Origin of the sequence: Nocardioides sp. LS1, from assembly GCF_003865225.1 — a bacterium.
GTDB lineage: Bacteria > Actinomycetota > Actinomycetes > Propionibacteriales > Nocardioidaceae > Nocardioides > Nocardioides ginsengisegetis.
This window is the reverse complement of the sequence record NZ_BIFF01000002.1, coordinates 339,196-351,876: the sequence shown is the minus strand read 5'-3', so window position 1 is coordinate 351,876 and position 12,681 is coordinate 339,196. Positions and strand designations below refer to the sequence as shown.

General features: G+C 72.0%; 15 protein-coding genes. 6 read left to right on the top strand and 9 right to left on the bottom strand.

What is annotated here, in order from left to right; translation table 11 throughout:
- Nucleotides 1–55 precede the first annotated feature (55 nt).
- The 5 genes from EJF31_RS06485 to EJF31_RS06465 are packed head-to-tail and all read left to right on the top strand — an operon-like array spanning nt 56 to nt 3,364.
- Complete coding sequence (locus tag EJF31_RS06485; protein WP_125036296.1) at nt 56–964, top strand: LysR family transcriptional regulator; 909 nt, start codon at nt 56–58, stop codon at nt 962–964.
- A 9-nt stretch (nt 965–973) separates the two neighbouring features.
- Complete coding sequence (locus EJF31_RS06480; protein WP_260430669.1) at nt 974–1,405, top strand: nuclear transport factor 2 family protein; 432 nt, start codon at nt 974–976, stop codon at nt 1,403–1,405.
- 34 nt (nt 1,406–1,439) lie between these two features.
- Nucleotides 1,440–1,904, top strand: coding sequence for a phage tail protein (locus tag EJF31_RS06475; protein ID WP_125036295.1), 465 nt, complete (start codon nt 1,440–1,442; stop codon nt 1,902–1,904).
- A gap of 8 nt (nt 1,905–1,912) precedes the next feature.
- Nucleotides 1,913–2,746, top strand: coding sequence for a MarR family transcriptional regulator (locus EJF31_RS06470; RefSeq protein ID WP_260430668.1), 834 nt, complete (start codon nt 1,913–1,915; stop codon nt 2,744–2,746).
- A 48-nt stretch (nt 2,747–2,794) separates the two neighbouring features.
- Complete coding sequence (locus EJF31_RS06465; RefSeq protein ID WP_260430667.1) at nt 2,795–3,364, top strand: GNAT family N-acetyltransferase; 570 nt, start codon at nt 2,795–2,797, stop codon at nt 3,362–3,364.
- Between the two features lie 7 nt (nt 3,365–3,371).
- On the opposite strand, the gene EJF31_RS06460 is transcribed toward EJF31_RS06465, so the two are convergent.
- Nucleotides 3,372–5,027: a bifunctional 3'-5' exonuclease/DNA polymerase gene (locus tag EJF31_RS06460; protein ID WP_125036293.1), complete on the bottom strand. Its 1,656-nt coding sequence runs from the start codon at nt 5,025–5,027 to the stop codon at nt 3,372–3,374.
- A gap of 139 nt (nt 5,028–5,166) precedes the next feature.
- Between EJF31_RS06460 and EJF31_RS06455 the strand changes: the two genes are divergently transcribed.
- Nucleotides 5,167–5,439 (top strand): hypothetical protein, encoded by a 273-nt coding sequence (locus tag EJF31_RS06455; protein WP_125036292.1) that lies wholly within the window; start codon nt 5,167–5,169, stop codon nt 5,437–5,439.
- A 7-nt stretch (nt 5,440–5,446) separates the two neighbouring features.
- On the opposite strand, the gene EJF31_RS06450 is transcribed toward EJF31_RS06455, so the two are convergent.
- The 8 genes from EJF31_RS06450 to EJF31_RS06415 form a co-directional block, all read right to left on the bottom strand.
- Entirely contained in the window at nt 5,447–6,220 is a 774-nt protein-coding gene (locus tag EJF31_RS06450; RefSeq protein WP_185736158.1) for a methyltransferase domain-containing protein, read from the bottom strand.
- Nucleotides 6,217–6,972: a hypothetical protein gene (locus EJF31_RS06445; protein ID WP_221767481.1), complete on the bottom strand. Its 756-nt coding sequence runs from the start codon at nt 6,970–6,972 to the stop codon at nt 6,217–6,219. Before EJF31_RS06445 ends, EJF31_RS06450 begins: the two co-directional genes overlap by 4 nt.
- Nucleotides 6,973–6,985: 13 nt before the next feature.
- Nucleotides 6,986–7,348 carry a DsrE family protein gene (locus EJF31_RS06440; RefSeq protein ID WP_125036291.1) on the bottom strand — a complete coding sequence of 121 codons (363 nt, stop codon included), beginning with the start codon at nt 7,346–7,348 and terminating at the stop codon, nt 6,986–6,988.
- 136 nt (nt 7,349–7,484) lie between these two features.
- A complete protein-coding gene (locus EJF31_RS06435; protein WP_260430666.1) occupies nt 7,485–9,056 on the bottom strand; it encodes an HD domain-containing phosphohydrolase in 1,572 nt (523 codons plus the stop codon).
- Nucleotides 9,057–9,118: 62 nt separating this feature from the next.
- Nucleotides 9,119–11,521 carry a hypothetical protein gene (locus tag EJF31_RS06430; RefSeq protein ID WP_125036290.1) on the bottom strand — a complete coding sequence of 801 codons (2,403 nt, stop codon included), beginning with the start codon at nt 11,519–11,521 and terminating at the stop codon, nt 9,119–9,121.
- 52 nt (nt 11,522–11,573) lie between these two features.
- Entirely contained in the window at nt 11,574–11,918 is a 345-nt protein-coding gene (locus EJF31_RS06425) for a hypothetical protein (RefSeq protein WP_125036289.1), read from the bottom strand.
- A gap of 28 nt (nt 11,919–11,946) precedes the next feature.
- Entirely contained in the window at nt 11,947–12,234 is a 288-nt protein-coding gene (locus tag EJF31_RS06420; protein WP_125036288.1) for a DUF1905 domain-containing protein, read from the bottom strand.
- Nucleotides 12,235–12,264: 30 nt separating this feature from the next.
- On the bottom strand, nt 12,265–12,666 hold the full coding sequence (locus EJF31_RS06415) for a carboxypeptidase-like regulatory domain-containing protein (protein WP_125036287.1): 402 nt from the start codon (nt 12,664–12,666) through the stop codon (nt 12,265–12,267).
- Nucleotides 12,667–12,681: the final 15 nt, after the last annotated feature.

Here is a 12,681-nt window from a genome sequence, read left to right as displayed (position 1 = left end):
ACCGTTCAGGTCCAGCGCGGCTTTCTTCACCGATCTGTTCAGATATTCTTCATGGATGATCGACCTCCACCGGCTGCGCCTCCTCCGGGAGGTCCACGTGCGGGGCACGCTGCACGCCGCGGCCCGCTCGCTGGGCTACTCACCCAGCGCGGTCTCCCAGCAGCTCGCGGTGCTGGAGCGCGAGGCGGGGGCGCCGCTCCTCACCCGCGTCGGTCGCAACGTCCGGCTCACGGAGGCGGGCCAGGTCCTGGTCCGGCACGCGGATCTGCTCCTCGACGGGGTCGAGGCCGCGCAGGCCGAGGTCGATGCCGTGGCGGCCGGCCGGCTCGCCGGGACGGTCCGGATCGCGGCCTTCCAGTCGGCCTTCCTGCAGATCGTCGCGCCCACCATCCGCGCGCTCAGCACACAGCACCCGGGCATCCGGCTGGAGGCGACCGAGGCCGATGTCGAGCAGTCGGTGCCAGCGCTGCGCCTGCACCAGCTCGACGTCCTGCTCGGCGACGAGTACCAGGACCAGCCACGGGTCCTGCACCCGCAGTTCCAGCGGGACACGGTGCTGCGTGAGCCCGTCAACATCGTCCTGCCGGCCGACCATCCCCAGGCGTCGTCGCGGCACATCACGCTCTCGCGCCTGTCCGGCCTGCCGTGGGCCGCCTGCCAACCCGGCACCGGCCACCACGAGATGCACCTGCGCGCCTGCCGCCAGCTCGGCGGCTTCGAGCCCGACCTCCGCTACACCTCCGACGACCTCCTCATCCTGCTCGAGATGGTCAGGACGGCGGGCGCGGGCGCCCTGCTCCCCGATCTCGTGATCGACGCCGACGCGCCCGGTGTCGTCGTCCGGCCTTTCGACGTCCAGGGCGTCGAGCGCGAGATCTTCCTCCTCACCCGGCAGAACCGGAGCCCCACGATCCAGGCGGTGACGGAGGGACTGCTGGCCGCCCGCGGCGGGTCGGGAACCTAGGCTGCGGTCGTGCGCGCTGACGAGGGTGAGATGGCCGGTTCCGACGAGGCCGAGATCGAGGACGTCGTACGCGCGTTCTTCGGGGCGTTCACGTCCGGTCCCGACACCGCGGCGCGTCTCGAGACGTTGAGGGACCTCTTCCTGCCGGGGGCGGTGATCGTCAGCACCGGCGGCCGCGGACCGGCGCTGATGGACGTCGACGCGTTCATCGCTCCCCGCGCGGCGTTGCTCTCCGGGGGCACGCTGGTCGGCTTCCGCGAGTGGGCCGAGGAAGGTCGCACGGACGTCTTCGGCGACGTCGCGCACTGGTTCGGCAGCTACGCCAAGGAGTGGGAGCAGGACGGGCAGTCCTTCGGCGGCCGGGGGATGAAGTCCCTGCAGCTCGTTCGTACGCCGCAGGGCTGGCGGATCAGCGCCGCCGCCTGGGACGACGAGCGCTAGCGTGGCGGCACAAACCCTGAACCGGAGGTTTTCCATGTCGTACGTCGTCGACTTCCAGGACGTGTCCACCGTCGGGCTGGAGTCGTCTCCCGTGGCCGACGCGCTGGCCGGATTGCGGGCCAACGAGGCGCGCTACTTCGCGAACAAGTACTCCCACGTCTTCACCGTCGAGCCCGCCGACGAGGCCACGGAGGTCGTGGAGTGGGTGCACCGGATCCTCGCCGACGAGCGAGACCTCGTCATCGCGTCGAAGCCGCTCGAGGCGACGCAGTTCGAGGTCGAGGGCATCAAGTGGGCCTACGTGTTCTACGAGTCCGGCCTGTCGATCAACGTCCTGTGGACGCTCGAGGAGGGCGGCAAGCGCGCCGTCGGGTTCAAGCTCTCCGACGGGATGGACGTGCCGGAGGAGCTCGAGACCCGCTTCAAGTTCGCGCGGCAGAAGTCGAAGCTGGCGGGCACCATCCGCGGCTCCTACTTCGTGATCAAGGGCGACTACTGACGCGCCCGGTGACCACGACGGAGCGCGGCGCGCTCGCCCGCCGGATGTTCGGGCTCGTCGAGCCGATCGGCATGGTCACGTTCTCCGATGCGCCGCACGAGGAGCTCATGGCGCTCGGCCTGCGGAACTACTGGGACGGCTACTTCGCCGGACGTGCCGCGCCGCTCGGTCGGGTGCCGGCCGAGGTGGTGCACGCGATCTTCTACAACTTCGCGCCGGGCGAGGTGGCCCGCCACATTCCGCGCGTGTGGGACATCACCACTCCCGAGGCCGCGCTCGCCGCGCGCGAGCGGGGCTGTGCGCGGGCACTCCGTCAGGGCATCGGTGAGCTCGCCGACGGGCCTGGCCTCGTGCGGGCCGCTGACCTGCTCACCGGGGCAGGCACCAGTGCGCCCACCGAGGGGCGGGCGCTGTACGCCGCGCTTCGCACGCTCCCGATCCCCGACGACCCCGTCGCCCGGCTCTGGCACGCGGCCACCCTGCTCCGCGAGCACCGGGGCGACGGCCACGTCGCGGCCCTGGTCTCCGAGGGCATCGGCGGGCTCGAGTGCCACGTCCTGCACGCGGTGTCCGTGGGCATCCCGGGAGAGAAGTTCGGCCGGGTCCACCACCTGCCCGCCGGGCAGATTGCCGCGGTCATCGACGGCCTGCGCGCCCGGGGAATCCTCGACGACGACGGCTGGCTCACCGACGCCGGCCGCGCGACCAAGGAGCGGGTGGAGGCGCTGACCGACGAGCTCGCGGCACCGGCGTACGACGTCCTCGGCGCGGCCGAGATCGACCAGCTGGTCGCCGACCTCGAGCCCCTCGCGGCGGCCCTCGAGGACAGTGACGGGGGATAGCCGGCGAACGCCCGTCGGATGTCCGTGGCGGGTGCCAGACTCGGCGGCGTGAGTGAGGGACGCTTTGACGTGAGGCCGCTCGACGAGTCGACGTGGCCCGCCTTCGCCGCCCTGGTGGAGGCCAACAACGGGATCTTCGGTGGCTGCTGGTGCATTGGCTTCCACCCCGAGGGCTGTGCGCCGTCGGCGCAGGTCAACCACGACCGCAAGAAGCAGCGGGTCCTCGACGGGACCACGCACGCCGCGCTCGTCTTCGAGGGTGAGGACTGCGTCGGGTGGGCCCAGTTCGGGGCGCCGGACGAGGTCCCCAAGATCAAGAACCGGCCGTCCTACGAGAAGGACCTGGTCGAGCTCCCGGACTGGCGGATCGCCTGCTGCTACGTCGGCAAGGGGCACCGTCGGCAGGGTGTCGCCACGGCCGCCCTCGCCGGGGCGCTGCGGCTGATCGCCGAGCATGGCGGCGGCCGGGTCGAGGGCTACCCCGAGGACGCCGCGGACGTGTCGGCCGGCTTCCTGTTCCACGGGGCGCTGTCGACCTACGACCAGGCGGGCTTCACCCGCGAGCGCAAGATCGGCAAGCACCGCTGGGTCGTGGCCCGACAGGTCGATCCGGCCTAGGGCTGCGTCAGGCCTCGACGGGGGCGCCCGGCTTGCCTGCGTCGGCGTAGGACTGCACGATCGAGACGTTGAGCGGGAAGTCGATCGCGAGGTCGCGGAAGAGCAGGCCCGCCGCGGTCGCGGCCGCCGCGTTGGTCTCGGCGGCAACCCGCTCGGCGAGGTCGACCGGGGTGTGCACGACGACCTCGTCGTGCAGGAAGAACACGAGGTGCGGCCGCGCGTCGAGCGGGCCGCTGTCGCCCAGCCGCCAGAGCCGGTTGCGCAGGTCGGCGATCCAGCACAGCGCCCACTCCGCGCCGGTGCCCTGGACGACGAAGTTGCGGGTGAAGCGTCCGTAGGCGCGGCGGTAGCGGGCCTGGCTGTCGGGGTCGGCGGGGGGATCGTCCGGGTCGCGGTCCCAGGCGTCGCCCAGGCTGGGGGAGCCGCGGCCGAGCAGGGTCCGCACGACCTGGCCGCGCTCGCCCGCGCGGGCGGCGTCCTCGACGAGGCCGAACGCCGCGGGGTAGCGCCGGGTCAGGCCGGCGACCATCCGGCCGGACTCGCCGCTGGTGGCGCCGTACATCGCGCCGAGCAGGCCGAGCTTGGCGTCCTTGCGGCTGGTGACCGCGCCGTCGTCCACCATGCCCTGGTAGAGGTCGGTGCCGCGGGCCGACCGGGCCAGCGCCCGGTCCCGGCTCATCCCGGCCAGCACGCGCGGCTCGAGCTGCGCGACGTCGGCGACCACGAACACCCAGCCCTCGTCGGCCACCGCGGCCGGACGCACCTGCAACGGGAACGACAGTGCCCCGCCGCCGTTGGAGGACCAGCGGCCGGTGGTGGAGCCGGCGGGCTGGTAGGACGGGTGGAACCTGCCGTCGCGGACCCACTCGTCGATCCACGCCCAGCCGTTGGTGGAGAAGAGGTGGGCGAGCTTCTTGTAGCGCAGCAGCGGCTCGATCGCGGGGTGCTCGAGCACGCGCAGCGACGAGGCTCGGGTGTCGGTGACCTCGAGCCCGGCCCGGCGCAGCGCCGCCAGCAGCTCGGGGCGGGAGTCGGGGTTGAGGCCGGGGGCGTCGAGGAGCGTCCGGACCTCGGCGGCCTGCGCCTCCAGCAGCTGCGGCCGGGCGCCGCGCGGCGGTCGCGGCCCGAGCAGCTCGGTGAGCAGCTGCTCGTGGACGTCGACCCGCCACGGCACACCGGCATGGGTCATCTCGGCCGCGACCAGGGCACCCGACGACTCCGCGGCGAGCAGCAGCCCGAGTCGCGTGGCCTCGCTCGAGGCCGCCACCGCCGCGAGCTGGCGCGCGTCCTCGAGGTCCGCGCGGAGGTGCTCGGCGGTGTCGTCGATGGAGAACAGCGCCGGGTCGGACGCCACGCTCGGCCCGAGCCGGTCCCAGTGGTCCGACTGGTCACCCACCAGCAGCTGCCGGTCCACCGCCGGCGCTCGGCGCAGCAGGTGGTGGCCCAGCCGCAGGTCGTGGCAGCGCTCGACGCGGACCCCGGCCGCCAGGAGGGGTGGGTACCACCGGGCGGTGTCGTCCCACACCCAGCGCGGGGCGACGGCCGCCGACTCGCGCTCGGCGACGTACGCCGCGAGGTCGGCCAGCGGCAGCTCAAGCTCGCCGTCGGGGTCGACGGCCAGCACCCGCTCGCCCGCCAGGCGCGAGAGGCAGACCCGTGTCATGGGGACACCCTGACACCCGGCGCCGACACAGGTGTGCGACACGTGGCGCATCTGGGCCATGGGCACGCGACGGCCCCGGCGTTAGCGTCGAGTCGCAGGGCTCGACGCCCGGTCGGCCCTGGACGCCCGAGGAGGAGCGATGCCGACATTGCTCGGTCACCACGACGTGAAGGACCAGGACCACTGGCTGGCGTCCCCGAAGCGCGAGGAGTTCTTCGGGCCCCTCGGCATCACCAACATCCGCACGTTCGTCGACCCGCGGAACCCCACGCACGTCGCCGTCCTCATGGACGTGCCCGACATGGAGACCTTCCAGAGCGCGATGCAGGCGGAGGGCGCTGCCGAGGCGATGGAGTACGACGGGGTGCTTCCCGAGACGCTGGTGATCCTGGTCGAGGCATCGCCCGCCTGACGGCGGCTCACTGCTTCGTGGCCAGCAGGCTGATGCTGGTCACTCCGTACGACGCGGTGGCGCCGCGAGCCCGGTCGGAGATGAACCGGTAGTCGTTCTCGCGCACCACCGAGATCTCGAAACCGGCGTCCCGGATCGCGCGGAGGTAGTCGTCGCGCTGGGCTGCTCCACCGATGCAGGCGGCCCAGAGCGAGGCGTCGCAGGTGACTCCGTGCGGCAGGTGCCGGGCCGAGACGATGTCCGCGATCGCAAGCCGGCCCCCGGGTCGCAGTGCCGCCGCGGCCGCGCGGAACACGGCTGGCTTGTCCGGCGAGAGATTGATGACGCCGTTGGAGATGACGCAGTCGGCGACGCCTTCCTCGACCGGCAGGTCCTCGATGTACCCCTCGCGGAACTCCACCTGGCCGAAACCGGCCTCGACTGCCAGCCGGGTCGCCTTGGCGAGCTGGGCCGCAGTCATGTCGACGCCGATCACGCTGCCGGTCGGGCCGCACGCGTTGGCGGCCAGGAAGCTGTCCATGCCCGAGCCGCTGCCCAGGTCGAGGACCCGGTCGCCCGACCCGACCGAGGCGAGGTCGAGGAAGTAGCCGACGCCGGCGAAGGACTCGATGGCCGACTCCGGAACGGCATCGAGATCGGTCGACGGATAGCCGAGGTGCTCTGCGAGGCCACGCCCGGTCTCGAAGTGGAAGTCCGTCCAGGGTGCGAGGGCCACCTCCTCGTACATCTGCTTGACCCGGGCCTCGAGGTCGGTCCGGTCCAGGGTGCGCCTGTCGGTCATGGGGTGCTCCTCCCGGGGGTCGCCCGGACGTCCCGCCGAGCGTTGTCGAACTCATCGCGATCACGGATCGGCCACAACGCCTGCCCGATGGCCAGCACCCCGCGGGCCGGCAGCGGCACGCCCCCGATCTCGGGGCAGTCACCCAGGCGGGTGGGACTGCCCAGGTCCACGCCGTCGAGGACCGCGCTCGACGTGCGGACGAAGTACATCCGTTGGGGCATCAGGAGACCGGCGTGCCCGCTCGGCATCACGCCGGACATCTGCAACCGGCCCATCCCCAGCCCCTGCGCCAACAGCTCACGGGTCCGCACCAGTGCACGTGGTCGCCAGCTGGAGACCGGCAGCGCGGCGCTGAGCGGGTTGAGCACCGCCAGCAGCGACGACCGTGCCGTGGTCAACGTCCAGACCAGTGTCGGCTCGTCCATCCTGACACGCAGGGTGCGCGGTCCGGTCCACTCGAGGCCGATCCGGCTTGCCCCGACGTGGGCGCAAGCGGGGCCGTAGTAGCGCGGGCACGCGTGCTCGACTCGCGGCGCGTCGGCGTGGATCGACCAGCGACCGGCAGGGTCCCGGTGCCAGACCGTCCGGTACGGACCGAAGGAGCTCTGGGGGAACACCCGGAGCGCCAGCACGTGGCCTGAGTCGAACGGCAGGCCGAAGACCCCCCAACCGCGGACGTACTCGTGGTCGGGCCAGGGCGCCTCGCCGACGTCCGGATGGATCGCACGGGTCAGGGTGGCCGGGCTGCGCATCGGTCGCCGGCCTTCAGTAGCTGAACGTGACGGCTGGATCGTCGCCGATCCAGTTCCACATCGGGACGGTTCCGTTGAGCTCGGCACCGGAGATGAGCTCGCCCGCCGGGAGCTGCTTGGCGTTGAAGCAGACCGGGCAGACGTAGTAGCTGCCACCCGCCGCCTCGAACCGCTTCATCAGCTCGGTCAGCGGCGGGCACCCGTCGCAGGCCGTCCCCGTGGCGACACCTGGCAGCGCCAGGCGCACCGCCTCCTTGGTCAGGAAGAACAGGGTCTCGCGGCCGGTCTCGGCGGCGCCGACGGCCACCAGGAAGGCCACCGTCACCTTCTCCGCATCCTCCAGCCCGGTGCTGAGGCTGATCACTGCTTTGCCCATCGCTGCTTGTCTCCTCGGATCAGGTTCGACGCACCAGTTGGGGCGTCCCGGCTACGACGCTAGGAGCACCGGGCGGCCAGGTCGTCGGGCGAACTCCCTACGAATCCGGAGAATTTCGGCCCACGCTCTCGAGGAACTAGGAACCAGCGCCGTCGTCGAGCCCGCCGAGCAGGCCGTGTCGCAGTGCGAACAGGGTCGCGGTGGAACGGCTGGACGCGCCGGTCTTGGCATAGATGCGCTCGATGTGGGTGCCGGCTGTCTTGCGTGAGATCCCCAGCCGGCTGGCGACGTCGCCGGTGGCGAGGCCATGGGCGATCAGGCCCAGCACCTCGATCTCGCGCTGCGTGAGGCCGGCGGGTCCGACGACCCGTCGCCGCGTTCCCGCACCCGCTGCGGCCAGGACCGCGTCGGCGGCCGCCTGGTCGAGTCGACCGGCTGCGACCTCGCCGTGGATCAGGCCGGTCGCCTCCTTGAGGGTGCGGGCGGGGCGATGGGACCGGGGCTCGACCAGCTCGCGGAAGGCGCACGCGGCCGCCAGGATCCGCCCGGGCAACGGGATCGCCTGGCCGCCCACGCCGCGGTGGTAGCCGCTGCCGTCCATCCGTTCGTGGGCCAGTCCAGCGATCGCGCCCAGCCGGGCCAGCGCTGCGGGCCGGGCCAGCACACGCTCGGTGAAGTACGACGCGGCGCGCAGCCGCTCCTGCTCGGTTGCCGTGAGCGGGGTCGGCTTGTCCAGGATCGCACTCGGCACACCGTGCAGACCGACGTCGTGCGCCAGGCCCGCCCGGTAGAGCGTCCTCACCTCGACGGCGGGCAGTCTGAGCAGCCGGGCCGCTCCGGCGGACAGGTCCGCCACCCCGCGGGAGTGGCCCGCGCGGGTGGGGCAGCGCAGGTCGGTGAAGTCGGCCAGCGCCACCAGGGCGGCGTCGAAGCCGTCATCACTGAGCCGGTGGGCCAGACCCGGCTCCCGTAGGAAGAGCTCGTGGGCGTCGTACTCGTCGGCGGGGCCGGGGAGCAGCTCGACCGCGGCAGAGCAGAACGCTTCGACCAGGGCGGGCTCGAACTGGCTACCGGAGCGAGCCTGTGCGACCTCCACGGCCCCCGCGACACCACGGCGCCGGTGGTGCACTTCGACCACGTCGGCGACGTGGAAGAGCCGGACGACCAGGGCGATCTCTTCGCCGCGGACGCCCCGCGGGACGCCCTGGCCGTCCCAGCGCGCGAAGAACTGCCGGACCGCCTCGGACGTCTCTGGGGGAAGACCGAGCTGATCGGACAGCGTGGAGGTGACCAGGCAGTGACCCTGGATGCCTCGCATCACCCGGCCGCCACCGGTTGCCGCGAGGGTCGCGACGGCCCGCAGGCGTCCCGGTAGTGGCTGGCCCCGGCCGGCACGACCGAGGAAGAACGCCATCCCGGAAAGGCCGCCCAGGTCCGCCGCGTAGCTGTCGGCGCGGAACGCGATGTCGTCACCGAAGCTGGCGGTCACCTCGGGACCGTCGGCCACGCAGCCGACCCACGAAAGCATCGCGGTGTGGAAGAGCGCCGGCTGCTCGCTGTCGGGGAGCCCGACCCGGCGGCCGAGGCGTGACGCTATCTGCCAGCTCCGCAGCAGGTGTTCCATGGGCTGGCCCAGGCCGAGGTCGGTGGCCAGCGAGAATGCAGCCAGCAACTCCGCAAGGGTGACGCCGGAGTCGGGCTCGTCCACACGTCCAGCGTAGGGAGCAGTCGCCCCCGCGGTGACGAAACTGCTCGGGGATCTCGTCCGGGTCAGTCGAGGGTGCGCCGGGCGGTGGCGACGAGCCTGCCCCCGTCGTACCAGCACACCTTGAGCTCGTGGCTGCCCCGGGAGGCCGGCGCGGCCAGGTCGAAGCGCATGCCGTCGTGGAGGGTGACCACGCTCGCGGAGTCGACCTGCTTGCCGTCGAGGTAGGCGACCACGCGCTCGCCGCCGGCGGTCGGGCAGCCGTCAGCACCGATGCCGGGGACGTTCGGGCAGGCGTCGTCCGAGTCGAAGGTCGTGTCGTCGTCGCTGTCGGGGCAGCCACCGCCGGCGCTCGGGCCCTTGGCAGACGGGCAGTTGTCCGCGACGTCCGGCACGTGGTCGTGGTCGCGGTCGGCGACGACGGTGGTGCGCTTGATCGTCAGCGTGTAGTCCGTGGGGTCGATGATCTCCTGCGGGTCGACCGTGACGGTGAGGTCGCGGCGGGCCCAGGGCACCAGCACCTGGATCTTGTTGGGGTCGTCGGTCTTGACCTGCTCCTGCGAGGAGCCGCCGCCGACGACCAGGCCGAGGGTCGCGTCGCCGGTCCAGGTGAGGGTGGCCAGCACCGTCGCCTGCTGGTCGATCGGGACGTTGAGGTAGTCGCGGCTGTCGACGGTGCTGATCAGCCCGACGCCGAGCGTCGAGTCGGCGGGCAGGAACGACCCCGACCCGACCTTGTACGACTTGGTCGTGACCCTGTCCGCCACGGGGGCGTCGCGCGTCTCCGGGCCCTGCTTCGGGCCGGCCAGGTCGAGGTCGAGCTTGTTGGGCGCGAGGTCGTCGTTGGCGACCCAGTCGTTGGAGCGGGTGTGGTAGCCGGTGACGGCATAGACGTTGTAGGGCGCGGTGATGGCCTGGTCGGCGAGGTAGTCGCGACGCACGTGGAAGGTCACGGTGTTCTTGGTGGTGTCCCAGGTCGCCGTGCCCTTCGGCAGGTAGTAGCCCGTGCCGTTGTCCATCACGACCGGCTTGTCGTCGGTGCCGCCGGTGGGCACGAACGAGTCGAGTCGGCGCCCGTCGATGGTCAGGCTGTAGGCGACCGGCGAGGTGCCGTCGACCACGGGCCACACCTGGCTGGCCTTGATGACCGCATCGACGGCGGTGCGGGTGACCTTCACGTGCACGCCGTCGAGGTCGGTCACGGGGGAGTAGGAGTCACCGGTCGGGTCGTCCGACCCTCCGTCGTACGCCGTGGGCTGCTTCGCCAGTGGCACGCGGGCCGCCACGCCGGAGACCCGGAGCCACCCGTCGGTGGTGGAGACGTCGCCGAGCGTGAGCTTCGGGCGGGTGGTGGCCACCGGCTTGGGCATGAAGTCGCCCTCGGCGCCCGGCACCAGGCTCTGGTCGGCCTGCGGGCAGTCGGCGGGGTCGCCGGTCGGGGAGGCGTAGTGGTGGTCGTCGGGGCTCTGCACCTGGAAGGAGTTGGCTCCGTCGCCGCGCTTGTCGTTGGGGACCAGGTGGTCGTGGCCGTCGACCTTGTGGTCGCCGTTGACGTCGAGGTAGTTGCTCATCCGCAGCGCGAAGCCCTCGACGTCGAGCGTGGAGACGCACTTGTTGATCAGGGGCGGATCGGTGCTGTAGGCCATGATGTCGTTGGTCGGCGTCGGGCCCCAGGGGCCGTCGGCGCCGTCGCCCACGTGACCGAGGGTCAGGCAGTGGCCGAACTCGTGGCTGACCAGGTCGAAGAGCGGGAAGAAGTCGCTCGCGCCCGTCGCCGGGTCGACAGCCCCGTTGACCGCGAAGCAGACGTTGCCGCCCACGCCGCCGCAGTCCTGGACGTAGGTGCCGCCGGGCTCGCCGTCGTGCTGCTCGAAGCCGGGACGCGACTGCCAGGCGCCCATGCTGAAGGGGTTGCTGACCTGGGTGCACGGGACGCCCTGGTCGTCGACGAGGCCGAGCTGGCCCGCGAACGACGTGGGGTCGATGCCGATGCCGATGCCGCCGGCGGGGTTGGAGACGACCACGACGATCTCGGGGTCGACGAGATTGATCGGGTCCTTCGGGGTGCCGTCGTCGTTCACCGGGACCTCGTGCGTGCGCACGTCCATCGTGAAGCCCTTGACCAGCCAGGGCAGGCCCATCTGCTGGGCGAGGTAGTGCAGCCCGTCGTCCCACATCTGCACGGCCTGCGAGGCCACGCGCATGTCGCGCTCGGCGGCGGGGGAGACCGGGATGAGGACGTCGACGTCGACCTTGGGCGAATCGAGCGCGTTCAGGCCGACCTTCATGTGGTAGCAGTGGTTGTCCGGGTTGATCGGGTCGCGATCGGTGATGCAGCCGGCCGGCACGCTGCCGTTGCCGAAGTGGGGGCGGAGGTAGGTCTCGGACGGGGAGCCCTGGGCGGGCGCGAGTCCCAGCACCGCGAGACCCAGCACGACCAACGGCACGACGGCACGACGCGACTTCATGCCGCAACAACGACGGCGATCTGGCGCCGTTACGCGACTTTCCGGCGCTGGATCAGACCGCTCGCCGGCTCGCCCGGTGGACGGCGGTCACGGCCAGGACGGCGACCACGGCGACGCCGACGACCCCAGGCGGGACGGTGCCGCGGGTCCGGTGGCCCAGCAGGGCCCGGTTGCACTGGCTGGAGAGCACCGACCCGTTGCTCTGGTGGGACAGGGCCGAGCCGTTGGACTGGTGGGAGAACAGCGAGGTCGTCGACATCGCCGAGCCGATCGAGCCGGCCGATGCGAACGAGAAGACGCTGGCGAACGACCCGATGGACGCCGCGCTGCCGATCGACAGGACCGAGTCCTGGGACAGGATCGAGAGGACGGAGTTCTCCGACCAGAGGGACCACACGACCGAAAGCCTAGCGACGCAGGGCGGACTACGTACGCCCGACGTCGAGGGCGACCGTCAGCTCCTCGCCGAGGTCGATCCCGGCCTCCTTGCGGACCTTGTCCCTGAGCGGCAGGAGGTAGACGCCGTCCTTGGGGAACAGCGCGGTCGTGAACTCCGTGTCGTGGATGCGCACGGTGACCGGCACCTGGCCCCAGTATTCGAGCCCCTTGGCCGCGAACTTGATGTCGTCGCTCTCGTCCTCGGGGATGCGCACGAAGTAGTAGGGCGCCGGGCCGCGCCACTCGATGACGGGCCCCTCGAACTCGAAGTCCATGCGGCGATTATGGCGGTGACCACCCCCGGCTCAGCGGATCCCGCTGTCGACGACGAGGCGGAGCCGCACCGGCGCGTGCCGGAGCACGACCCGCTCCGTGGCGGTCGAGGCGTAGCCGCCGGCATTCGTCGCGGTGACGGTGTAATGACCGGGCGCCAGGTCGAGGCGGAAGGTCCCGTCGGCCGACGTCCGGACCTCGTAGCGCTCGCTGCCGCGGGTCGCCACCACCGAGGCGCCCGGCACCGGCGTCGGCGGGCAGCGCTGGCCCACGCGCTCGACCGGGCACGACGGCGCGCTCACGACGCGGCCCAACAGCGGCGTGCTCGGGACGACCGGGTCCCGGGGCTGGGGGCCGGACGCACACCCGGCGGCCAGCCCGATCAGCAGCACGCAGCCGGCTGCGCGCCGGGCCGCGAAAAGGCGAGGGCCCATGGGCCGAGTATGGAT